General features: G+C 71.7%; 23 protein-coding genes and 1 tRNA gene. 8 read left to right on the top strand and 16 right to left on the bottom strand.

Translation table 11 applies throughout. The features are described from left to right. Nucleotide 1 precedes the first annotated feature (1 nt). The 5 genes from allB to ACT26F_RS10300 all read right to left on the bottom strand — a co-directional run bounded on the left by allB (nucleotide 2) and on the right by ACT26F_RS10300 (nucleotide 4,551). Entirely contained in the window at nucleotides 2-1,336 is a 1,335-nt protein-coding gene (allB, locus tag ACT26F_RS10280) for an allantoinase AllB (protein ID WP_471670436.1), read from the bottom strand. 47 nt (nucleotides 1,337-1,383) lie between these two features. Further along, a complete protein-coding gene (gene uraH / locus ACT26F_RS10285; RefSeq protein WP_471670437.1) occupies nucleotides 1,384-1,701 on the bottom strand; it encodes a hydroxyisourate hydrolase in 318 nt (105 codons plus the stop codon). Then, on the bottom strand, nucleotides 1,698-2,192 hold the full coding sequence (gene uraD / locus ACT26F_RS10290) for a 2-oxo-4-hydroxy-4-carboxy-5-ureidoimidazoline decarboxylase (protein WP_471670438.1): 495 nt from the start codon (nucleotides 2,190-2,192) through the stop codon (nucleotides 1,698-1,700). Before uraD ends, uraH begins: the two co-directional genes overlap by 4 nt. A gap of 125 nt (nucleotides 2,193-2,317) precedes the next feature. Further along, complete coding sequence (locus tag ACT26F_RS10295) at nucleotides 2,318-3,496, bottom strand: amidase family protein (RefSeq protein ID WP_471670439.1); 1,179 nt, start codon at nucleotides 3,494-3,496, stop codon at nucleotides 2,318-2,320. Next, the gene (locus ACT26F_RS10300) at nucleotides 3,493-4,551 is read right to left on the bottom strand and encodes an acetamidase/formamidase family protein (protein ID WP_471670440.1); all 1,059 of its coding nucleotides are present in this window, start codon (nucleotides 4,549-4,551) and stop codon (nucleotides 3,493-3,495) included. The genes ACT26F_RS10295 and ACT26F_RS10300 overlap by 4 nt, the downstream gene beginning before the upstream one ends. 110 nt (nucleotides 4,552-4,661) lie before the next feature. On the opposite strand from ACT26F_RS10300, the gene ACT26F_RS10305 reads away from it, so the two are divergent. Further along, nucleotides 4,662-5,333 carry a YoaK family protein gene (locus ACT26F_RS10305; RefSeq protein ID WP_471670441.1) on the top strand — a complete coding sequence of 224 codons (672 nt, stop codon included), beginning with the start codon at nucleotides 4,662-4,664 and terminating at the stop codon, nucleotides 5,331-5,333. 3 nt (nucleotides 5,334-5,336) lie between these two features. Here ACT26F_RS10305 and ACT26F_RS10310 read toward each other — a convergent pair whose 3' ends face one another. From ACT26F_RS10310 to metG, 5 genes are all read right to left on the bottom strand, one after another. After that, entirely contained in the window at nucleotides 5,337-5,927 is a 591-nt protein-coding gene (locus tag ACT26F_RS10310) for an HdeD family acid-resistance protein (RefSeq protein ID WP_471670442.1), read from the bottom strand. A 48-nt stretch (nucleotides 5,928-5,975) separates the two neighbouring features. Then, complete coding sequence (gene rsmA, locus ACT26F_RS10315; protein ID WP_471671677.1) at nucleotides 5,976-6,878, bottom strand: 16S rRNA (adenine(1518)-N(6)/adenine(1519)-N(6))-dimethyltransferase RsmA; 903 nt, start codon at nucleotides 6,876-6,878, stop codon at nucleotides 5,976-5,978. After that, entirely contained in the window at nucleotides 6,851-7,912 is a 1,062-nt protein-coding gene (locus ACT26F_RS10320; RefSeq protein ID WP_471670443.1) for a transglycosylase family protein, read from the bottom strand. Before ACT26F_RS10320 ends, rsmA begins: the two co-directional genes overlap by 28 nt. Nucleotides 7,913-8,030: 118 nt before the next feature. Then, nucleotides 8,031-8,885 (bottom strand): TatD family hydrolase, encoded by an 855-nt coding sequence (locus ACT26F_RS10325; RefSeq protein ID WP_471670444.1) that lies wholly within the window; start codon nucleotides 8,883-8,885, stop codon nucleotides 8,031-8,033. 7 nt (nucleotides 8,886-8,892) lie between these two features. After that, the gene (gene metG / locus ACT26F_RS10330; protein WP_471670445.1) at nucleotides 8,893-10,476 is read right to left on the bottom strand and encodes a methionine--tRNA ligase; all 1,584 of its coding nucleotides are present in this window, start codon (nucleotides 10,474-10,476) and stop codon (nucleotides 8,893-8,895) included. 61 nt (nucleotides 10,477-10,537) lie between these two features. Here metG and ACT26F_RS10335 point away from each other — a divergent pair, with 61 nt between their 5' ends. The 3 genes from ACT26F_RS10335 to ACT26F_RS10345 are packed head-to-tail and all read left to right on the top strand — an operon-like array spanning nucleotide 10,538 to nucleotide 13,685. Further along, on the top strand, nucleotides 10,538-11,149 hold the full coding sequence (locus ACT26F_RS10335) for a DNA-3-methyladenine glycosylase I (protein ID WP_471670446.1): 612 nt from the start codon (nucleotides 10,538-10,540) through the stop codon (nucleotides 11,147-11,149). 26 nt (nucleotides 11,150-11,175) lie between these two features. Further along, on the top strand, nucleotides 11,176-11,790 hold the full coding sequence (locus ACT26F_RS10340; RefSeq protein WP_471670447.1) for an ATP-binding cassette domain-containing protein: 615 nt from the start codon (nucleotides 11,176-11,178) through the stop codon (nucleotides 11,788-11,790). Next, complete coding sequence (locus tag ACT26F_RS10345) at nucleotides 11,790-13,685, top strand: YhgE/Pip family protein (protein ID WP_471670448.1); 1,896 nt, start codon at nucleotides 11,790-11,792, stop codon at nucleotides 13,683-13,685. The genes ACT26F_RS10340 and ACT26F_RS10345 overlap by 1 nt, the downstream gene beginning before the upstream one ends. Nucleotides 13,686-13,793: 108 nt before the next feature. Here ACT26F_RS10345 and fgd read toward each other — a convergent pair whose 3' ends face one another. After that, on the bottom strand, nucleotides 13,794-14,816 hold the full coding sequence (gene fgd / locus ACT26F_RS10350; RefSeq protein ID WP_471670449.1) for a glucose-6-phosphate dehydrogenase (coenzyme-F420): 1,023 nt from the start codon (nucleotides 14,814-14,816) through the stop codon (nucleotides 13,794-13,796). Further along, nucleotides 14,813-15,658, bottom strand: a complete 846-nt coding sequence (gene rsmI / locus ACT26F_RS10355; RefSeq protein ID WP_471670450.1) for a 16S rRNA (cytidine(1402)-2'-O)-methyltransferase — start codon at nucleotides 15,656-15,658, stop codon at nucleotides 14,813-14,815. Before rsmI ends, fgd begins: the two co-directional genes overlap by 4 nt. A gap of 111 nt (nucleotides 15,659-15,769) precedes the next feature. Between rsmI and ACT26F_RS10360 the strand changes: the two genes are divergently transcribed. From ACT26F_RS10360 to ACT26F_RS10375, 4 genes are all read left to right on the top strand, one after another. Beyond that, nucleotides 15,770-17,305, top strand: a complete 1,536-nt coding sequence (locus tag ACT26F_RS10360; RefSeq protein ID WP_471671678.1) for a dolichyl-phosphate-mannose--protein mannosyltransferase — start codon at nucleotides 15,770-15,772, stop codon at nucleotides 17,303-17,305. A 52-nt stretch (nucleotides 17,306-17,357) separates the two neighbouring features. After that, nucleotides 17,358-17,924, top strand: coding sequence for an RNA polymerase sigma factor (locus ACT26F_RS10365; RefSeq protein WP_471670451.1), 567 nt, complete (start codon nucleotides 17,358-17,360; stop codon nucleotides 17,922-17,924). A 1-nt stretch (nucleotide 17,925) separates the two neighbouring features. Next, nucleotides 17,926-18,915 carry a DUF4349 domain-containing protein gene (locus tag ACT26F_RS10370; protein ID WP_471670452.1) on the top strand — a complete coding sequence of 330 codons (990 nt, stop codon included), beginning with the start codon at nucleotides 17,926-17,928 and terminating at the stop codon, nucleotides 18,913-18,915. Between the two features lie 81 nt (nucleotides 18,916-18,996). Continuing rightward, nucleotides 18,997-20,037, top strand: a complete 1,041-nt coding sequence (locus ACT26F_RS10375) for an LLM class F420-dependent oxidoreductase (RefSeq protein WP_471670453.1) — start codon at nucleotides 18,997-18,999, stop codon at nucleotides 20,035-20,037. A gap of 12 nt (nucleotides 20,038-20,049) precedes the next feature. Here the strand turns inward: ACT26F_RS10375 and ACT26F_RS10380 are convergent, their stop codons facing one another. The 4 genes from ACT26F_RS10380 to sepX all read right to left on the bottom strand — a co-directional run bounded on the left by ACT26F_RS10380 (nucleotide 20,050) and on the right by sepX (nucleotide 22,092). Continuing rightward, complete coding sequence (locus ACT26F_RS10380) at nucleotides 20,050-20,415, bottom strand: fluoride efflux transporter FluC (protein ID WP_471670454.1); 366 nt, start codon at nucleotides 20,413-20,415, stop codon at nucleotides 20,050-20,052. After that, the gene (locus tag ACT26F_RS10385; RefSeq protein ID WP_471670455.1) at nucleotides 20,412-20,879 is read right to left on the bottom strand and encodes a fluoride efflux transporter FluC; all 468 of its coding nucleotides are present in this window, start codon (nucleotides 20,877-20,879) and stop codon (nucleotides 20,412-20,414) included. Before ACT26F_RS10385 ends, ACT26F_RS10380 begins: the two co-directional genes overlap by 4 nt. Before the next feature lie 83 nt (nucleotides 20,880-20,962). Then, nucleotides 20,963-21,035, bottom strand: a tRNA-Ala gene (locus ACT26F_RS10390). Between the two features lie 58 nt (nucleotides 21,036-21,093). Then, on the bottom strand, nucleotides 21,094-22,092 hold the full coding sequence (sepX, locus tag ACT26F_RS10395) for a divisome protein SepX/GlpR (protein WP_471670456.1): 999 nt from the start codon (nucleotides 22,090-22,092) through the stop codon (nucleotides 21,094-21,096). Nucleotides 22,093-22,139: the final 47 nt, after the last annotated feature.

Raw genomic sequence — 22,139 nt, forward strand, 5'->3', positions numbered from 1 at the left:
GTCATGTTGAGCGCGCCAACTGCCGGCCGAAGGCGTGGTCGACCCGGTCGACGTCGATCGCGTTGCCCCGGACGACGGACGTGATGACGCGACCGCCGAACCGCAGCCCGTCGTAGGCCGAGATCGGGTTCTTGTGGGCGAGCCGCGTGGCCTCGATCCGGAACTCGACGTTCGTGTCGTAGATCGCGAAGTCGGCATCGGCGCCGACCTCGATGCGGCCCTTGCTCGCGAGACCGACGAGATCGGCGGTGTTGCGCGACATCCACCGGCTCAGCCGGCTCAGCGCGATCCCACGACGACGGGCCTCCTGCGCGAGGGCGCTGAAGCCGACCTGGAGCCCGGACACGCCGCCCCACGCGAGCTGCAGGTCGCCGTCGCCCTTGAACTTCTCGGCCGCCGTGGCGGGCGAGTGGTCGCTGACGATGCAGTCGATGATGCCCCACTTGAGTGCCTGCCAGAGCTCCTCACGGTTGCCGGAGTCGCGGATCGGCGGACAGCACTTGAACTGCGGCGCGGCATCGGGGATCGTCTCGGCCGAGAACCTCAGGTAGTGCGGGCACGTCTCGACCGTGACGGGCAGCCCCTCGGCGCGGGCGTCCGCGATGAGGTCGAGCGCGCGGGCGCTCGACAGGTGCAGGATGTGGACGCGCGCGCCGGTCTCACGGGCGCCGTCGAGCACCTGACGGATCGCGGCGACCTCCGAGTCGTCCGGCCGCGAGAGCACGAAGTCCCGGTACGCCCGGCTCGGCGGATGCGGCGCCGCGTCGAGGACTCGCGCGTCCTCGGCGTGGACGATCATGAGCCCCTCGAACGCGGCGATGCGGCGCAGCGCGGCCCGGAACTGCGCGGGATCCAGCGGCGGGAACTCGTCGACGCCCGACGGCGAGAGGAAGCACTTGAAGCCGAAGACGCCGGCCTCCCAGAGCGGTTCGAGGTCGTCGACGTTGCCCGGGACGGCACCGCCCCAGAAGCCGACGTCGACCATGAGCTGGCCCTGCGCGGCCTCCTGCTTGACCTTCAGTCCCGCCACCGTCGTGGTCGGCGGGATGCTGTTGAGCGGCATGTCGATGAGGGTCGTGGCGCCGCCCAGGGCCGCGGCCTCCGTGGCGGACGTGAAGCCCTCCCAGTCGGTGCGGCCGGGCTCGTTGACGTGCACGTGCGTGTCGACGATGCCCGGCACGACGTACGCCGAATCCGCGGCGTGCAGCACCATCCCGTCGACCTCGGCGTCGTAGGGCTCGATCGCCTCGATCGCGCCCTGCCGCAGCCGGACGGTGGCCGGCACGAAGGCGTCGCCGACGAGGACGTGCCGGCCCTGGATCGCATCGACCCTCACGTCACCTCCTCCGCCGCGCTCATGCTTCGTACTCCTCGGCGCGCGGGTCAGCTGCCGCGATAGGTCGTGTAGGAGTAGGCCCCGAGCAGGAGCGCCACGTGGTAGTGATCCTGTCCGGAGCCCACCTCGAAGATCACGTCGATCGAGGGGAAGAACGTGTCGCGGCCGGACGCCGTGAACCACGGTCCGGTCGCGAAGGTGAGCCGGTACGTCCCCGGGCCGAGATCGGCGACGAACCGGATGCGGCCGTCGGCGTCGGTGACGCCCTGGGTGCTGACGTCCTCCTCACCGGTCAGGACGATCCGCAGACCGGTGGCGGGCACGCCGAGGCCCGCATCGAGGACATGGGTCGAGCACGTGGTCATGACACCGATCCCGTCAGCCGCAGCACGGCGATCTCGCGCAGCTGGTCGCGCGTCTCGGCCAGCTCGACCCGCGGATCGTTGTCGAGCCGGCGGTGCAGCTCCGCGAGGATCTCGGGAGCGTCCCGGCCGGCCGCGCGGATCAGGAACACGCGGTCGAAGGTCTTCTCGTAGAGGCGATTGCCGTCCTCGAGTCGGGCGATGATCTCGGGATCGTCGGTCCGCGCGGTCTGCTGCTCACGACTCGAGTGCTCGGCGCTCGCACCCGTTTCGTGATGGTCCTCGCCGATGCGCGGGTGGTCGGCGAGCGCGGCCTCGACCTCGGTCGCGGTCCAGTCGCCGGCCAGCTCCTCGGCGATCGCGAGCAGCTCGTCGACCTCGCGGTACGGCCGTCGCGCGACCACCGCGCGGGCCCAGCGCGGCACCTGCGCGCAGACCTCCACGAGCGCGACCGCCTCGTCCTCGTCGAGCGCGTTGAACTCCCCGATCTCCATGTCGGAGACGCTAGGGGCCCACGGTTGGCTCGCCGTTCCGATCCGGTTTCCGCGCGGTTACACCACCCGAGGACCGCTGGGAGTGACGTTCGAGGGCTCATTTCGCCCGCATCACCCCTCGAACGTCACTGCCAGCGGCTCCCGCTCGCGACGGCGAGGTCGAGCAGGTCGAGGTCGCGACCGGGGGCGGCAACGAGGCACGCCCCGCACGGCAGGTCGCCGGTGGTCGCGAGCGGGACGGAGACCGCGGGCAGGCCGCCGATCCCGGCCAGCAGCGTCAGGCCGAGCGTCGCCTCGCGCACCGACGCGGGGTCGGCGCCGATCGGGGGCGCCACCGTCGGCGCGGACGGCAGCACGAGCACACGGTCGCCGACGAGCTCGCGGATCGTCCGGCGGGCCGCGACGACGACCGCGTGGGCGTCGGTGGCCTCCGCCTCACCGATCCGCGAGGCGGTCTCGAACCGGCCCCGCACGTCCGCCCCGAGCGAGTCGAGCCGGCTGCTGAGCCACCAGCCGTGGCTACGCCACGCCTCGAATCCCTGCCAGGTCACAAACGCCGCACGCCATGCCGGCAGGTCGGCGAGGTCCCAGTCCTCGGCCCGCGCACCGAGCTCGCTCGCGAACTGTCGGACCGGGGCGGCCACCTCCTCCTCGGCGAGGCCGAGCAGGGCGGGGACCACGACGACGTCGCGCGTCGACCGGGGAGAGACCTCGGGCAGCAGCTGGCGGCCGACGGCGCGCAGCAGGGCCGCGTCGCGGGTGAGCCAGCCGACGGTGTCGAAGGTGGGTGCGAGCGGCATCACCCCCGCCGTCGGGACGACGCCGTGGGTCGCGCGGATGCCGAAGATGCCCTGGTAGGAGGCCGGCACCCGGATCGATCCCCCGGTGTCGGTGCCCAGGCCGATCGACGCGTGGCCCAGCGCGACCGCGGCCGCCGATCCCGACGACGAGCCGCCGCTGATCCGACCGGGCGCCCGCGGGTTGGGAGGCGTGCCGTGGTGGGCGTTCGTGCCGGCGAGGCTGTAGGCGAACTCGTCCGTGCGCGCGATGCCGCGGACGTCGGCTCCCGCGGACAGCAGCCGGTCGACGGCCCACGCATGGCCCGACTCGACCGGCGCGCCCGCCAGCCACGTGGGGTTGCCGGCGCCGACGGGCTGGCCGGCGACGGCGTAGAGGTCCTTGACCGCGACGGTCTCCCCCGCCAGCGGGCCGCGCTCGAAGGCGCGTACGAGCGGGTCGCCGACGACGCGCCACACGCGGGCGTCGAACGCCGGGGAGGGCACCGAGACGTGGGCTGCCGTCATGCGAAGTCGGCCTTCCGGATCCGCGCGTGGACCCCCTGCACGAGGTCGACGACCTGCGAGATGTCGAAGTCGGTCGCCGCGCTGAGGTAGGCGTACGCATGGCGCGGATCCATGCCGTACCGGGCCTGCAGCAGGGCGATCGCGGCACGCACGCAGCGCCTCACCGCCTCGTCCAGGTCCTCGTCCAGGCCGGTCGGCACGAGGTACTCGGTCGTCTCGGCGAGCGGGCCGACCAGGTCGCCGAACCGCGTCACGGCCTCCTCGCGCGCGATGACGTCGAGACGGACGGTCGCGCGCAACGAGGCCTCCATCGCGGTCAGCGCCACCTCGCCGTCACCCTGGGCGAAGTGCGGGTCGCCGACGTAGGCCAGCGCCCCGGGGACCTGGACGGGCAGGTACAGCGTCGACCCGGCGGTCAGCAGGTTGATGTCGAGGTTGCCGCCGTGCGGACCGGGCGGAACGCTGTGCGGACGCTCGTCGCCGGCCACCGCGACGCCCATGATCCCGAGGAACGGCGCGAGCGGGAAGGCGACGGTGCGCTCGTCGCCCGGGCCGTACGCGATCCGCCCCCGACCCGCGTCGTCCACCGACGCGAAGACGCTGAACACGTCGCCGCCCAGGGGGAACTCACCCGCCAGCGCGCCACGGCCGTGTCGGTTCGAGACGATCCCGTACGGCACCCGCGGCAACGCCTCGAGCACCGTGATCGCGAGCAGGTCGCCCGGTGCGGCACCGTGCACCCGGATCGGTCCGGTGACGACATGGGGCCCGTCGACGCCGACCGCTCGGGTCACGTCGGACGCCGCCAGCGCGACCGCGTCGGCCAGCACCTCGTGGGCGCCGTGCTGGGCGAAGAACGTCTTCGGATCGCGGCCCTGGTCCTCGAGGATCCCCTCGTGGCTGAGCGTGTCGATCGTGATCTCGGTGCCCGGATCGACCGACAGCACGGGCGAGTCGGCAGCGCACGGCAGCCGGCCCCACAGCACGTTCTCGACGGTGCTGGGCAGGTAGGTGCTCGCCCGGATCGGCCCGGCGCCGGCCTCGAGGATCGTCATCGCGGTCAGCGTAGGTGCGCCATGTGACGGGCGCGTTGCGGCTCGTGCGGTGAGGCCCGCGTGCCGGACCCGGAAACCGCACCGTCACGAAGGTCGGTCAGACTCGACCCGTGCGACCGGACACGGACCGACTGAACCTGTGGCTCATGCTGGCCCTGACCTTCTCGACGGGCGTCGTCGACGCGGTCGGCTACCTGGGCCTCGACAAGGTCTTCACGGGGAACATGACCGGCAATGTCGTGATCCTCGGGATGGCGCTCGTGGGCGCGGACGGCCTGCCGGTCGTCGGCCCCGTCCTCGCGCTGGCCGGCTTCATGGCGGGTGCGGCGCTCGGTGGGCGGGTGCTCAAGGACGTGGCGGTCGGGTGGACGCCACGAGCGACGGGCCTGCTCGGTCTCGTGGCGGCGACGGTGCTCGCCCTGACGGTCGTCGAGCTCGTGACGGACGAGGACCCGCCGCGGGCCGTCGCGCTGACCGTGACGGCACTGCTCGGCGCCGCGATGGGCACCCAGGCCGCGACGGCGCGATGCATCGCGGTCAAGGACGTCACGACGGTCGTCGTCACCTCGACGATCACGGGGCTAGCGGCCGACTCCGTCCTGGGCGCCGGCCGGCCCGGTCACTCGATGCGCCGACTCGCGGCCGTCGTGCTGATCCTCGCGGGAGCCGCCACGGGTGCCGCCCTGCTGCAGTGGCACCTGGCCGCGGGCATGGCCCTGGCCGCCGTGGTCTGTCTCGCGGTGGCGATCATCGGCGCGGTCGCGCACCCGCGCATCGGGTGAGCCTCAGGCGGTGATGATCCGCTTGGCGGCCGAACGCGTGCTGAACGCCGCGATCACGAGCACCGAGCCGGAGATCAGCGCGAAGATGCCGAGCAGCACGACCATCGACTTCACGCCGGTGACCGGGTTGAACAGCAGCAGGACGCCGAGCGCCAGCGCCACGGCGCCCGCGATGAGCGACCAGTACCAGCCCCGCGCGTCGAGGCGCTTGAGCGAGAAGGACCCGGCGATGAGGAACGCCCCGGCGATCATGGCCCAGGCCGCGATCAGCAGCAGCACCGCGAACGCGATGGTCTCGGGGAACCTCAGCGCGATGACGCCCAGGACGATGCCCAGGATGCCGCCGAACAGGATCCAGCCCCAGTGCGGTCCGCGCAGCACGAACGCCGCGGCGAGCCCGATCAGGCCGTCGATGATGCAGAAGATGCCGAACACGAAGATGAGCGCCTTGGCCGTCGTCGCGGGGGCGAAGAGCGCCAGCAGGCCGAAGCCGACGGCCACGAGGCCGCGCACGAGGAGGAACAGGAACGTGGCACGTGCCGCGGCGGCGATCGCCTCAGCGGGCTCGAGGGTGTACTCGTCGTAGCTGGACATGGCTTCCTCCATCGATTCGGACGCCAGCCAGCCTAGGGGCGTTCCCGCTCAGGAGGTGGGACGTGCCAGCTGGTCGGCGATCGTGGCGAACTGCTCGACCGTGAGCTGCTCGCCGCGTGTGCGCGGATCGATTCCCGAGGCCACGAGCGCCTGCTCGGCCGCGTGGGCGCTGCCGGCGAGGCCGGCGAGGGCCGCACGCAGGGTCTTGCGCCGCTGCGCGAACGCGGCGTCGACGACCCGGAACGTGGCCACGCGGTCGCCCGCGGGGTGCTCGCGGCGGGTCATCGCGACGAGGGCGGAGTCGACGTTCGGCGCGGGCCAGAAGACCGTGCGTCCGACGTTCCCGGCCAGCCGGACGTCGGAGTACCAGGCGGCCTTGACGCTGGGCACGCCGTACGTGCGCGACCCGGGTCCGGCGGCCAGCCGGTGCCCGACCTCGGCCTGCACCATGACGAGCACGGTGCGCAGCGAGTCGAACGTCTCCAGGAAGTGCAGCAGCACGGGCACCGAGACGTTGTACGGCAGGTTGGCGACGAGCGCGGTCGGCGCGGGGCCGGGCAGCTCGTCGACCTTCATCGCATCGGCATGCACGAGGTCGAACCGGTCGACGGCGCCGGGAGCGTGCTCGGCGACCGTGGTCGGCAGCAGACCGGCCAGCACCTCGTCGATCTCGACCGCCGTGACGTGCCGCGCCCGTTCGAGCAGCGCGAGGGTCAGCGAGCCGAGCCCCGGACCGATCTCGACGACGACGTCATCGGGACCGATCCCGGACACGTCGACGATCCGGCGCACCGTGTTGCCGTCGATGACGAAGTTCTGGCCGCGCTGCTTCGTCGGGCGGACGCCTGCGGCATCGGCGAGCCGGCGGATGTCGGTGGCACCGAGCAGACGGACTCCGTCGCCCGGCGGCCCACCGACCTCGCTCAGTTGATCCCGATCGTCGCCGCGCAGGACCACTGGCCCCAGCCGGACCGGGCCTGCAGGATCTTGCCGCGCTTGATCTGCTCGGCCTTGCTGTGCTGGTGCGGAAGGCCCGTGCCGCCGACGCTGTGCCACGTGGCCGCGCTGAACTGCAGGCCGCCGTAGTAGCCGTTGCCGGTGTTGATGTGCCAGTTGCCACCGGACTCGCACTGGGCGAGGCGGTCCCAGACGCCGCCGTCGATGTCGTCGGGATCCTTCGTGCCGCGCTTCTGGACCTCGGTGATGGGCTCACGGATCGTGCTGCGCGAGATGATGCGGCGCTCGCGGACCTTGCCGTCGGCCAGCACGAGCTCGACCTTGGCGCGGTCGGCGCCGTCGCGGCCCTCGGTGACGACCTGCGTGTCGCCCTCGTAGAGCGTCCCGTCGTCCTTGAACGTCGTGTCGTGGTCGACCGTGAGGGTCTGGGTCTTGGTGACCTTCTCGATGCGGACGACGCGCAGCGCCTGGTCGGGCCGGACGTACGAGCCCAGACCCGGCTTGACCTCGTCGAGCCGACCGACCTTCACACCCGCCTGCGTGAGCACCGACTGGATCGTGGGGGCCGCGGTGGTGAACGTCTTCTTCTGGCCGTCGACGCGCAGCGTGACGGACTTGGGGTTGCTGACCACGAGGCTGTTGCCGTCCTCGCCGAGCCGCTCGTCGAGCGGCATCGACAGCACAGCGCCGACCTGCGGCTTCACGCCGAGGGTCGCGAGCGCGTGCTCGACGTCGACGTCGTGGACGGTGCGCTGACTGATCTTGCCGTCGACCACGAGGGTCACGGCCTTCTCGCTGCGCACGGTGACGACGTCACCGCCGTCGAGGTCGGTCGCGGGGGCCGGGCTGACCTCGTCACCGGCGTCCAGCCGAACGCCCTGGGCCGCGAGCAGCTCGCCGACCGAGTCGCTCTGGGTCCGCACCGAGGTGACCACCCCGTCGACGTCGACGCGGACCAGCTGGTCGTAGGTCGAGGCCTGGACGATGCCACCGAGGGCCAGGACGAAACCGGTCGTCAGGGCACCCATTGCGAGGGCATTGCGGGGGGTGATGTCAGGTAAGAGACGGGGCACGAACTACCTCAGGGGTCGGAAACACAACCAATCCACCATGCGTGACGATGGCGCACAGATCAAATCCTGTGATCTAACTCACATTGACTTCGCGGGCGTTCCACGCTCCACCGAACGCCCGGCTGGTGTTGTCGTCGATCGCCCGGCAGAGGCCCTCGAGATCGGCCCCGAGCACCTCGGCCATCGCCCGCACGGTGTGCGGGACGAGGAACGATGCGTTGGGCCGCCCGCGGTGCGGCATCGGCGTCAGGAACGGGGCATCGGTCTCGACGAGGACGCGGTCGCGCGGGGCGATCCGCAGCGCCTCGCGCAGGTACTCGGCGTTCTTGAACGTCACCGTGCCGGCGAAGGAGAGGTAGGCACCGCGGTCGAGGCAGCTCCGCGCGAAGTCGGCGTCGCCACTGAAGCAGTGCATGACGACCCGGTCGGGCACGCCCTCCTCGTCGAGCACCGCGAGGACGTCGTCGTGCGCGTCCCGGTCGTGGATCACGAGGGTGCGGTCGTGCCGCTTCGCGATCTCGATGTGCCGTCGGAACGAGTACTGCTGTGCCGGGCGGCCGTCCTCGCCCGTACGGAAGTGGTCCAGACCCGTCTCGCCCACCGCCCGGACCGCGGGATCGGCGGCGAGCCGGTCGATCTCGGCGAGGTCGTCCTCGAGCGTCGCGCTGCGGGCCGCGTCGTTGGGGTGCATCGCGACGGCGGCGACGACGCTGGGCTGCTCGGTCGCGACCTTCACGGCCCAGCGCGAGCCCTCGAGGTCGCAGCCGACCTGCACGATCCGGGTGACGCCGACGGCGGCGGCCCGGTCGAGCGCCTCGTCGACCGGGATCAGCAGGCCGCCCGACGCCCGCGTGTCGAGGTGGCAGTGGTTGTCGACGACGGGCGCGGGCAACGGCTCGGGGGCCTCCGGCCAGCCCTCGGTGCTCACCGGGACGTCACTTCTCGGTGTCGAGCTCGATGCGCGGGAACAGCGACGGCACCTTCGTGATCGTCGAGCCGGGCTGCAGTCGGCCCCACGTCGCGACCTCGTCGATCCGCTGCTGCGCGAGCGGACCGAGATCGGGCTCGGCGCCGAGCGACTCCCACAGGCTCGCGGTCGCGTTCGGCATGACGGGGTGCAGGGTCACGGCCAGGACGCGCAGGCCTTCTGCGGCCGTGTTGAGGATCGTGCCGAGCCGTTCGCGCTGCGAGTCGTCCTTGGCGACGGCCCACGGCTGCTGCTCGGTGATGTAGAGGTTGAGCGCGTCGACGATCCGCCAGATCGCGGCGAGCGCGTCCTGCGGTGCGATCCGCTCGATCGCGGCATCGGCCTCTGCGACGGCGGTGGCGACGGTCTCGACGATCGCCTGCTCGGCGGCCTCGTGCGGGCCGGCGGCCGGCAGCTGGCCGTCGAAGTACTTGCCGATCATGGCGGCGACCCGGGACGCGAGGTTGCCGAAGCCGTTGGCCAGCTCCGCGTGGTACCGCGCGCCGATGTCCTCCCACGAGATCGAGCCGTCGGACCCGAAGGTCAGCGCGCGGCTGAAGTAGTAGCGGTAGGCGTCCGAGCCGAACGTGTCCACGATCTCGGTCGGATGGATGCCGTTGGCCTTGCTCTTGCTCATCTTCTGACCACCGACGAGCAGCCAGCCGTGCGCGAACACGCGGTGCGGCACGGGCAGCCCCGCGGCCATCAGCAGCGCCGGCCAGATGACGGCGTGGAAGCGGACGATGTCCTTGCCCACGAGGTGGACGTTCGCGGGCCACAGGTCGGCGAAGCGCTCCTCGTCGACGCCGTACCCCGCGGCGGTGACGTAGTTGAGCAGCGCCTCGATCCACACGTACATGACGTGCGAGTCGTCCCACGGCAGCGGAATGCCCCAGTCGAACGTCGACCGCGAGATCGACAGGTCCTTCAGTCCGCCCTTGACGAACGAGATCACCTCGTTGCGCGCGGACTCGGGCTGGACGAAGTCGGGCCGCTCCTCGTAGAGCGCGAGCAGTCGGTCGGCGTAGGCGGACAGCGGGAAGAAGTAGTTCTCCTCCGTGACGTGCTCGAGCCGCGAGCCGTCGAGCGTGGAGACCTTGAAGCCCGCGTCGTCGCCCTCGCCGTCGGCCACGTACTCGTCGGCGACGAACTCCTCCGAGCCGACGGAGTACCAGCCGGAGAACTCGCCCCGGTAGACCTCGCCGCGGTCGTTGAGGTCCTGCCAGAACGCCTGCGCGCCCCGCTCGTGGCGCGGCTCGGTCGTGCGGATGAAGTCGTCGTTGGCGACCCCGATCGTGCGCAGCATCGGCAGCCACTCGTTCTCGACGAGGCGATCGACCCACGCCTGCGGGTCGACGCCGTTGGCCTCGGCCTTGCGCAGCACCTTCTGGCCGTGCTCGTCGACGCCCGTGAGGTACCAGACGCGCTCGCCGCGCTGGCGGTGCCAGCGGGTCAGCACGTCGCCGATCGTGGTCGTGTAGCCGTGCCCGATGTGGGGCGCGTCGTTGACGTAGTAGATCGGCGTGGTGACGTAGAAGGTCGGTTCCGGCACGCTTTCCAGTCTAGTGTCCGCGCGCAGGCGGCTTGTCGGGCCGTCGCAGTACGGTCAGGCCGTGGACCTCTTCATCGCGCCCGACGGCGACCCGCGCTGCGGCTGGGCCGGCGGCACCGAGCAGTACCTCGCCTACCACGACACCGAGTGGGGGTTCCCCGTCGACGACGACGTCCGGCTCTTCGAGAAGGTGTGCCTCGAGGGATTCCAGTCCGGTCTGTCGTGGCGCACGATCCTGGAGAAGCGCGAGAACTTCCGCCGCGCGTTCGCCGGGTTCGACGTCCACCGCGTCGCCGAATTCGGCCCCGACGACGTCGAGCGCCTGCTCGGCGATGCGGGGATCGTCCGGCACCGCGGCAAGATCGAGGCGTCGATCAACAACGCCGGCCGCGCGGTCGAGCTCGTGGCCGAGGCCGGTTCGCTCGCGGCCTACTTCTGGTCGTTCGAGCCGGACCCGGCCGAGGTCCCCGTGCCGCTCTCGGCGAGCACCTCGGCGACGTCGGTGCGGCTCTCGAAGGACCTCAAGCGGCGCGGCTGGCGCTTCGTCGGGCCGACCACCGCGTTCGCGTTCATGCAGGCGATGGGCCTGGTGAACGACCACGCCCACGGCTGCGTCGTGCGTGACCGGGTGAGCGACGCCCGCGCCGGCTTCACACCACCCGCGCTTCACTAGCGGACCACCTGGGGGAAGGTGGACCCATGAGGATCGAAACCATCGCAGTCACGGTCGACGGTCCCCATGCCGTCCTGCTCGCGCCGACCTCCGCGTCGATCGAGTCCGGCGCCGTGACGATCGTCGACGGCCCGCCCGGCACGGGACACACGGCGTTCAGCCTCCTGCTCGCCGGTCGGCTGAGGCCCAGCTCGGGCACCGTCCTCGTCGACGGCGAGTCGGACGGGCAGCGGCTGCGCCGCGAGGTGGCCGTCATCGACGTCCCCGACGTCTCCGAGCCCGACGACGTCGTGTCGCTGTCGACCACGGTCGGCGAGGAGCTCGCGATGGCGGGCCTCCCCGCGAGCCGCCGACACGTGCACGCCTGGCTCGCGGACCACGGTGCCGAGCAGTGGCGCCACACGCGGGTCGAAGACGTGCCGCCGGACGTGCGGATCTCGGTCCTGGCCGACGCCGCGGCCCGCCGGCCCGGGATCGGCGCGGTCGTCCTGTGCTGTCCCGACCGCTACGGCGCGAGCGCCGAGGCCGCGCTCGGCATCGCGCACGACCTAGCCGACGAGGGCCTAGCCGTGTGCCTGCAGCTCACGACGAACACCCTGCGCGCGGTCGGCGACGCGCACGTGACCCTGGGGAGGTCCTGATGACCGCGCTGCGCCTGGCCCTCAGCGAGTTCCGGCGGCTGACCGCGGGCCGGCTACCGCGTCTCGCGGTGCTGGCGATCGTGCTGATCCCGACGATGTACGCGTCGCTCTACCTGTGGGCCAACCACGACCCGTACGGTCGCCTCGCCGAGGTCCCCGCCGCGCTCGTCGTCGAGGACGTCCCCGCGCAGAGCGCGAACAGTGGCGAGATCGACGCCGGCCGCGAGGTGGCCGACGACCTCGTCGAGGACGGCTCGTTCCTGTGGCAGGAGGTGTCCGCCGAGGAGGCCCAGCGCGGCGTCGAGGAGGGCGACTACCTGTTCGCGCTCACGATCCCCCAGGGCTTCTCGGCCGCGCTCGCGTCGACGGCGGACTTCGATCCCGCGAAGGGCCAGCTGACCCTGACGACGAACGAGGCCAACAACTACCTGTCGGCCACGATCGCCGAGCAGGTGCTGTCGAAGGTCAGCTCGTCGATCTCCGAGAACGTCAGTGAGCGAGCGGCCTCGTCGTTCCTGCTGGGCTTCTCGACGCTGCACGACCAGCTGAAGGAGGCCGGCGAGGGGGCGACGAAGCTCGCGGCCGGCCTGAAGGATGCGCGCAGCGGTGCCGAGCAGCTCTCGGACGGTGCCACCGCGCTCGCCTCGGGCCAGGCCGACCTGCTCAGCGGCCAGCAGCGGCTCGACGCCGGCATCGGCGACGCGGAGTCCGGCTCGGCCAAGCTCGCCGACGGCGCGGACCAGGTCGCGGACGGCACGGCGGAACTGGCCAAGGTCGGCGACGAGGTCGCCGACGCGTCACAGTCCGCCAACGACGACCTCGACGACGTCCGGGCCGACATCGCGAAGCGGCTGGACGACGCGGGAGTCAGTCCGGCCGAGAAGAAGAGGATCCTCGCGGCGCTCGACCAGCTGCGCGACCCGCTCGACGATCTCAACGCCAAGGTCCAGACCACGTCCGGCAAGATCGACCGGCTCAACGAGGGAGCCGGACAGGTCGCCGACGGCCTCGACAGCCTGCACTCCGGGCTCACGACGGCGAAGGCGGGCAGCGCACAGCTGGTGACGGGCCAGCAGCAGGCCAAGTCGGGCGCCGACCGGCTCGCCACCGGCGCCTCGGACCTGGCCGACGGGCTCGTCGACGCGCAACGCGGAGCCCAGAAGCTCGCCACCGGCCTGACCGACGGGCTGAGCTCGATCCCCAACCTGTCGTCGGACCAGCGCGACGAGGCCGCCGCCGCGATCGCCTCGCCGATCCGCACCGAGGACATCGCGCAGGCCTCGGCCGACAGCTACGGCGCCGGCCTGGCCCCGTTCTTCCTCGCGATCGGGGCGTGGGTCGGCGGATACGTGATGTTCCTGCTCGTGCGCCCGCTGTCGAACCGCGCGATCGCCGCCCGCCAGTCGCCCCTGCGCACCGCGTTCGGCGGCTGGCTGACGCCCGCCCTGCTCGCCGCGGCCCAGGTGCTGATCATGCTCGTCGTCGTGATGTCCGTCGTCGGTATCGACGTCCTGCGCTCGACCCAGGTGGCCCTGTTCCTGCTGCTGGTCGCGGCGGCGTTCGTCGCGATCGTGCACTGTCTCAACGCGTGGCTCGGACCCGTGGGCCAGCTGCTGGGACTCGTCCTGCTGGTGTTGCAACTGGCCAGTGCCGGCGGCACGTTCCCGTGGCAGACCCTGCCCGCGGCGCTTCAGACGATGCACCACGTGCTGCCGATGACCTACGCGGTCGACGGCATCCGGCACCTCATGTACGGCGCCTCGCTGCACGGGCTACCGAAGGACATCGCCGTCCTCGCGGCCTACGTCGTCGTCGGCATCGCCCTGACCGCCGCCGCGGCCTACCGCCGCCGGATCTGGCGCGTCTCGCAGATCAAGCCCGAGATCGCCCTCTAGGGGCGCGGGCTCGGCCGTCGGTTTACCACGGTCCCTCGGTGTTTTCGTTCCTCCCTCGGGAAGTTTCCCGAGGGAGGAACCAATCAACCAAGGGACCGTGGTAAACCGTCAGCGGCTCCGCAGCCGGGGGGCGAGGTCGCGCTCGAACAGCTCGAGGAAGCGCAGCTGGTCGTTGCCGGGGGCGTGGAACACGAGGTGGTTGAAGCCCCAGTCGATGTACTGGCCGATCTGCTCGGCGACCTCGTCGGGATCGGAGCCGACGATCCAGCGCTTCGCGATCGTCTCGATCGGCAGCGCGTCGGCGGCGGCCTCCATCTCGACCGGGTCGGTGATCGAGTGCTTCTGCTCGGCCGACAGCGACAGCGGCGACCAGAACCGGGTGTTCTCCAGCGCCAGCTCGGGGTCGGTGTCGTAGGAGAGCTTGATCTCGATCATGCGGTCCCCCGAGCCGGGCTCCTTGCCGGCGGCCCGCTCGCCCTCGGCGAACGCCGGGAGCAGCTTGTCGACGTACAGCTCGGCACCCTTGCCGGACGTGCAGATCGATCCGTCACCGGCTCGGCCCGCGTACTTCGCGACGACGGGGCCGCCCGCGGCGATGTACACCGGGATCGGCACGTCGGGACGGTCGTAGATCGAGGCCTCGTGGGTCGAGTAGTAGTCACCCTCGAACGAGACCCGCTCCGACGTCCACAGCTCGCGCATGAGCCGCACCGACTCGCGCAGCCGCGCGAACCGCTCCTTGAACGCGGGCCAGTTCTGCTCGCCCGCCCCGGCGAAACCGGTCGCGATCTCGTTCAGCGCCTCTCCCGTGCCGACACCGAGCATGATCCGGCCCGGGTACAGGCAGCCCATCGTCGCGAAGGCCTGGGCGATCACCGCCGGGTTGTACCGGAACGTCGGCGTCATCACGGAGGTGCCGATCAGCACCGAGTGCGTGCGCTCGCCGACCGCGGTCATCCACGCGACCGAAAACGGCGCGTGCCCGCCGGTGTGCCGCCACGGCTGGAAGTGGTCCGAGACCGTGACCGACTCCATGCCGTGCTGCTCGGCGGCGACCGCGTACTCGACCAGGTCGCGCGGTCCGAACTGCTCGGCGGAGGCCTTGTAGCCCAACTTCAACGGCTCGGTCATCGTTTCTCCTTCGTGATGGCGTGGGCGGCAGCATAGACCACCTTGCGCGGGATTCCGGTGCGTCGCGCGACGTCCGCGATCGCGTCCTTGCGGCTCAGACCGTCCGCAGTGGCCTCGTCGACGAGTCCGGCCAGATCGGCCTCGTCGAGGTCCGCCACGGTCGCCGGCGCGGCGCCGGAGACCACGATCGTGATCTCGCCGCGGACCCGCTCGCCGTCGCCCGCCCACGCCGCGAGGTCGGCCAGCGTGCCGCGGGCGACCTCCTCGTGGGTCTTGGTCAGCTCGCGGCACACGGCGGCGCGCCGGTCGTCGCCGAACGCCTGCGCCATCGCGGCGAGGGTCGCGGCGGTGCGGTGCGGTGACTCGAAGAACACGAGCGTGCGCGGTTCGTCGGCCAGCGCGGCGAACGTGCGCGCCCGCTCGCCGGGCTTGCGCGGTGGGAAGCCCTCGAAGCAGAACCGGTCGACCGGCAGTCCAGAGACCGCGAGCGCCGTCAGGACCGCCGAGGGTCCGGGGATCGCGGTGACCGGGAGGTCCTCGGCGACGGCCGCCGCGACGATCCGGTAGCCGGGGTCGGAGACGCTCGGCATGCCGGCGTCGGTCACCAGCACGACGGTGCGACCCTCCCGCAGGTCCTGCATCAGGTCGTCGGTGCGCTGCTCCTCGTTGCCCTCGAAGTACGAGACGACACGGGCGGTCACCTCGATCCCGAGATCGGCGGTGAGCCGGCGCAGTCGGCGCGTGTCCTCCGCCGCGACGACGTCGGCCGTCGCCAGCGCGCTCGCGAGCCGCCCGGACGCATCGGAGACCTGCCCGATCGGCGTGGCGGCGAGGATCAGCACCCCTCGATCCTGCCACGCGCGTCGCGCGCGCCGATGCCGGTGGAGTAACTGCGAGTTCGGAACCCACTCCCCTTCGGTTCCACGGATGGCTAGGGTGGCCGGGTGACTCTGATGGACGGGACCGCGCTGGACAGGATCAGCCTCAGGGCCTGGGGCTGGATCGGACCCATCGCCGTGACGATATTGGCGTTCGTCCTGAGGGTGTGGCGGGTCTGGAGCCCGAAGGCGCTCACCTTCGACGAGACCTACTACGCCAAGGACGCGTGGGGGCTCATCCACTGGGGCTACGCCCGCGACGCCGTCGAGGACGCCAACGAGCGGATCATCCGCGGCGACCTCGACGTGTTCACGAAGGACCCGACGTGGATCGTCCATCCCGACGGCGGCAAGTGGCTGATCGGCATCGGCGAGGCCATCTACGGGCTCACGCCGCTGGGCTGGCGGTTCGCGGCCGTCGTCGTCGGCTCGCTCACCGTGCTCGTGCTCGCGCGGCTCATCCTGCGACTGACCGGCTCGGTTGTGCTGGGCTGCATCGGCGGACTGCTGCTCACCCTGGACGGCCTGCACCTGACGATGTCGCGCATCGCCCTGCTCGACATCTTCCTGGCGTTCTGGATCGTGTGCGCCGTCGCGTGCCTCGCGGCCGATCGCGACTGGCTCACCGAGAAGCTCGCGATCGACGGTCGCTTCCGGCTCTGGCGGCCGTGGCAGCTCGCCGCGGGCGTCTGCTTCGGCCTGGCCTGCGCGACGAAGTGGAGCGGCGTGTTCGTGCTCGCCGCGTTCGGCGCCACGATCGTCGGCTGGGAGCTGTGGGCCCGCTACAAGGCGTACGGGCTCGGCACGTGGCGCACCGCGATCGGCACCACCCTGCGGGTCGGCGTCCCGGCGTTCTTCTGGCTCGTCGTGGTGTGCCTCGTGGTCTACGTGTTCACGTGGACCAGCTGGCTCATCCACCACCAGGTCTTCGAGGCCCGCTTCGGCCACGGCTACGGCGAGGGCAACCCGCCGTGGGGCGACTACGTCGACCACCCGACCGGCGGACCGTTCGGCGGCGTCATCGACGCCTTCCGGTCGATGTGGCACTTCCACGGCATGACGTGGCGCTTCCACACCGGCGAGTACATGGCGACCAAGACGCACCCCTACCAGTCCGATCCGATCGGCTGGCTGGTCCAGTGGCGCCCCACGAACGTCGCCTCGAACTTCGACATGGCGCCCACGCTGTGCGGCGCCCCCGAGGGCTCCAAGTGCGTCAGCCAGGTCCTGACGGTCGGCAACCCCGCCGTCTGGTGGGTCGGCACCCTGGGCCTGTTCACGGCACTGATCGCGTGGATCCGCAAGCCCACGTGGCGTTGGAGCCTGCCGCTCGTGGCCGTCGGCGCGACCTGGATCCCGTGGTTCTTCTCCGGCGGTCGGCCGATCTTCACGTTCTACGCCGTGACGATCCTGCCGTTCATCATCGTGGCGCTGTGCCTCGTGCTGAACGCCTGGCGCCGTCGCCTGCCGAGCCGGGTGTGGTGGACCGGCGTCGGCCTGTACCTGGCCCTCGTCGTGGCGCTGTTCGTCTACTTCCACCCGATCTGGACGAATTCGGTCATCAGCTACGACGAGTGGCACAGCCGGATGTGGTTCGACCGCTGGATCTGAGACGATCCGGGCAGTCACGACATGACAGGTCGTGGAGGCGAGGATCGAGACGATGGCCCAGCCAGACGGCACGTCGGCCGAGGCGGATGACACCGCACTAGTCGGGCGTGCCCGCAGTGGTGACACGTGGGCGTTCCGCGACCTGTTCGACCGGCACGTCGATGCCGTGTACTGGCAGGCGTACCAGGTCGTCCGCGACCGGGCCGAGGCGGAGGACGTCACGCAGGACACGTTCGTCACCGCGTGGCGCCGGCTGGCCGACCTGACGATCGTCGACCGCTCGGCGCTGCCGTGGCTGCTGGTCACGGCACGGTTCACGGCCCTGAACGCCGGCCGCAAGCGGGCCCGGCTCAGGTCCGTGCCGCTCGAGCACGAGCCGGTCGATCCGCACGACGGTCCCGAGCAGCAGGTCGACGCCGCCGCGGTGTCGGCCGCGATCGGCTCCGCGATCGATCGCCTCTCCCCCACCGACCGTCGGCTCTTCGAGCTGTGCGTCGACGGCGACCTGACCTATGAGCAGGCGGCGGCCGAGCTGGGCGTCACCCACGGGGCGGTGCGCAACCGGGTCTCCCGCCTGCGTTCGCGGTTGCGCAGCGATCTGCGCGAGGAGGAGAACTGACATGACCGAACCTCGGATGCCGGTGCTGGAGCCGGAGCGCGTCGACCGGATGCGCACGCACGTCATGGACACGATCGCGGCAGACGTGCAGCAGGCGTCCCGGCGACGCCTGCGGCGCGGCCGTCTCGTGATGGGCGGGGCCGTGGCCGCCGCGGTCGTCGTGATCGGCGGGATCGGCCTGGCCGGCGCCCTCCGGCCCACCGGCGGCGACGACAGCTCCGCCGGCAGCGCCGCGGACAGCTCGGCCGGCAGGTCCCTCGCGAGCGAGCCCGGCGGAGACGCGATGCTGCGCGAGGACGCGGCCTCGGGCGGCGACACGGGCTCCGAGGAGCCCTTCACCGACACCGTGATCACGACCGGCTCGGTCGTGCTCGAGGTCGACGACACGCCGTCGGCCGTCGACGCGCTCCGGACGTGGACGACCGCCCACGGCGGCCGCATCGACGCCGAGAACGTGTCGGGCGAGGACGACGCGGCTCGGGCGGACGTCACGGTGCGTGTTCCCGGCGACGAGGTCGATGCACTGCGCACGCAACTCGGTGAGCTCGGCACCCTCGTCTCGGTCGACGTGCAGCGCGCGGACGTCGCGACGCAGGTCGCCGACGTGGAGGCGCGCATCGACTCGCTGGAGGCCTCGATCCGTCGCCTGCGCGCGATCATCGCGGACTCCGGCACGACGAAGGACCTGCTCGACGCCGAGGCGCAGCTGTCGCAGCGCCAGGGCGAGCTGGAGTCGCTGCAGGCGCAGCGGCGCGTCCTGCACGACCAGACGTCGCTCGCGACCATCACGGTCTCGATCTCGGAGCACGAGGCCGCCCAGGCGGTCGAGCCGTCGGGCTTCACCGGCGGGCTCACGCAGGGCTGGAACGCCCTCGTCGCCACCGCGAACGTCGCGGTCACGGTCGCCGGCGTGCTCACGCCGTGGCTGCTGCCGCTCGCGGCCGTCGCGGGGGTCGTCCTGGTGGTGCGACGCCGGGCCCTGCGTCGCTGACCCGGCACTGGGACCGTGCCACCGGATGTGGCAACGTGACTCCCGACAGGGCGAGGGCCGCCCGCACGACGGAGGTGCACCATGAAGCTCGGACTCGGACTCGGCTACTGGGGCAAGGGCCAGCCGCCCGGGCAGGCCGCGCAGATCGCCCTCGCCGAGGAGCTCGGCTACGACTCGGTGTGGACCGCCGAGGCCTACGGCTCCGACGCGCTGACGCCGCTCGCGTGGCTCGGCTCCGCGACGAGCCGACTCAAGCTGGGCACCGCGATCATCCAGATGTCGGCCCGCACCCCAACCGCGACGGCGATGGCCGCCATGACGCTCGACCACCTCTCCGGCGGGCGCGTCCTGCTGGGTATCGGCGTCTCGGGACCGCAGGTCGTCGAGGGCTGGTACGGCCAGCCGTACCCCCGCCCGCTCGCCCGCACCCGTGAGTACGTCGACATCCTGCGCCAGACCACGACGCGGCAGATCGTGACGCACGAGGGCGCCCAGTTCCAGATCCCCTACGTCGACAGGTACGGCCTGCCGTCGACGGGCCTGGGCAAGCCGCTCAAGTCGACGCTGCACCCGGCTCGTCCCGAGATCCCGATCCTGCTCGCTGCCGAGGGCCCCAAGAACATCGCCCTGGCCGCCGAGATCGCCGACGGGTGGCTGCCGTTCCTGTACTCGCCGCACGATCGCGAGTTCTCCGACACGGCCCTGGCCGAGGGCTTCGCGAAGCGTTCGGCCGACCGCAGCCCGAAGGAGGACTTCGAGGTGGTCTGCCCCGTGTACGTGCTGGTCGGCGACGACCTCGAGGCACTCGCGAACTTCGTGCGTCCGTTCATCGCGCTGTACGTGGGCGGCATGGGCGCGAAGGGCGCGAACTTCCACTTCGACGCCGTCGCCCGGCTCGGCTACGAGGAGGTCTGCACGAAGATCCAGGACCTCTACCTCGCCGGCCGCAAGGACGAGGCGATTGCCGCGGTCCCGCTCGACCTCGTCGAGAAGCTGTGCCTCATCGGCCCGAAGGAGAAGATCCGCGACGACCTCGCCGCATGGCACGAGTCCCCCGTCACGACCCTCACGGTCACCGGCGACGAGGCCACGCTTCGGCTCATGGCCGAGCTCGTGCTCTGAGGCGCGTGGCCGTCACCCCACCCACAGGCCGAGGGCGGCGGCACCGAGGCTGAGCAGGAGCATCGCGGTGGCGTGGGCCGCGGCGACGAACGTCGCCCGGGAGCCGTCCGCGCGGGCGAGGTTGACCGCTTCGACGCTCGCGGCGGAGAAGGTCGTGTAGCCGCCGAGCAGTCCCGTGCCGATCACGGCCCTGACGTCCTCGTACGAGGGATGGCCCGCGACGAGGGCGACCACGAGCCCGAGGCAGAACGAGCCCGTCACGTTGACCAGCAGCGTCCCCAACGGGACGGAGGACCGAGTCGCCCGGGTCACGAGCCCGTCGACGACGAACCGCAGCGCCGCGCCGAGCCCACCGGCGAGCGCGACGAGGGCGATCATGCGCCCGCCCCGTCGGCCGCGTCCGGGTCGATGGGGCGCGGCTGGCCCGATCCGGCGACCAGGATGCCGAGGAACGCCGCGACGACGCCGAGGACGACGCTGACGACCGCGTAGGCGGCACCGGTCGCGACGAAGCCGTCCCGCAGCAACTGGTCGACCTCGACGATGAACGTGCTGTACGTCGTGAACCCGCCGAGCACGCCCGTCCCGAGCGCGACCCGCGCCAGCCGCCGTCGACCCTCGTCCGGTCCGAGCGACGTCAGGACCGCGAGGAGCGCACCCAGCAGGAACGAGCCGCCCACGTTGATCCCGAAGGTCGCCCACGGCCAGTCGCCGCTCCCGGCGTGCACGGCGTCCTCGATCAGTGCCCGCAGGGTCGTGCCGAGCGCACCTCCGAGCACCACGAGCGCGAGCACCCCCGGGCGCACGAAGAGGGGCCGCGGCGCGGCCGACTGGGTGCCCACCCGACGAGCATAGGGGCGTGGACCCGCCCCATCCGGGCGACCCGGCAATGACGAAGGGCCCGCCGGAGCGGGCCCTTCACGGGTGGAGCATAGGAGATTCGAACTCCTGACCTCTTCGATGCGAACGAAGCGCGCTACCAACTGCGCCAATGCCCCAAGTGCGTGGTCCAGACTACCAAAGCCTCGGCAGGAGCCCACACCGCGGGTGTCGTGCTCAGTGACCCACCGCGCGCCGCTCGGTGCCGGTCTCGTCGTCGCCGCGGGCGTCGATGGGCAGTTCGGTCTGCTCACCCTCGACGTGGCCCGAGGTCCAGGCGCCGGGCTGGCCGAACTCGATCGTGCGGACCGTGCGGCCGGCGCGGGGCTTGGTCACGTACGTCGGGACCGTGACCGGCAGCGGGTCCCACAGCGGCTCGCCGTTGTGGGCCGAGACGCTGGGCACCGCGATCTGCAGCTGCTCGTCGAGAGCGTCGGCGCCCAGGGGCGCGTCGGTCTCCATGACGTTGCGGCGCTGCGGGTCGTGGTCCTCGACCTGACCGGAGACCACGACCGTCATCTCCTCGTCCGCGGCCGAGCCGACCGCACGCGCGGATGGAGCGGCACTGCCGACCCGGCCGAGCAGCCAGCCGACGAAGCGGGCGAGGATCTTCGGGGCGACCTTGAGGGACCGGCCGACCCAGGTGAGGGAGTTCATGACACGGTGCTGGCCCGTGCCGGAGATGCCGCGCTCGCCACGCACCATGACGCGGCAGAGCACGAGCCACCCGGCGATCAGCGCGACACCGATCGCCGGCGACCAGACCGGGACGACCTTCGCGATCGCCAGGCCGGACAGGACCGCCAGTACGCCCACGAGGGTCAGCAGCACGTTGCGCCGACGTCGGGCCGCGATGCGGGCGGTTTCGCGCGTGACGCGCGGACGCTGCGTGTCGACCGCCGGAGAAGTCCGGTCGACACGGGGGGAAGTCTCGATGCGTGGAGCGGCGGCCTCGACCACGGTGCGCGCGGGGGCGTCGGAGCGCGACTCGGCGGCGTGTGCGCGCTGGTCGGCGGTGACGGTGCGTCGCGGTTCCACGACTCGCCGGCTGGGGCTGTCGTGGTCCAACGACGAGTTCTTGCCCGCCTCGTCGTAACGACGCAGGACGAGCGGCACGAAGTACGCCGCCCACAAGGCGACGACGAATGCGACGATCAGTCCGCTGGATCCCTCCACGCTTGAAACCGTAGGTCGTGAGCGTCCCCATCCGTGGGACCGCAGCG

This window comes from Aeromicrobium sp. SP1 (assembly GCF_055663785.1).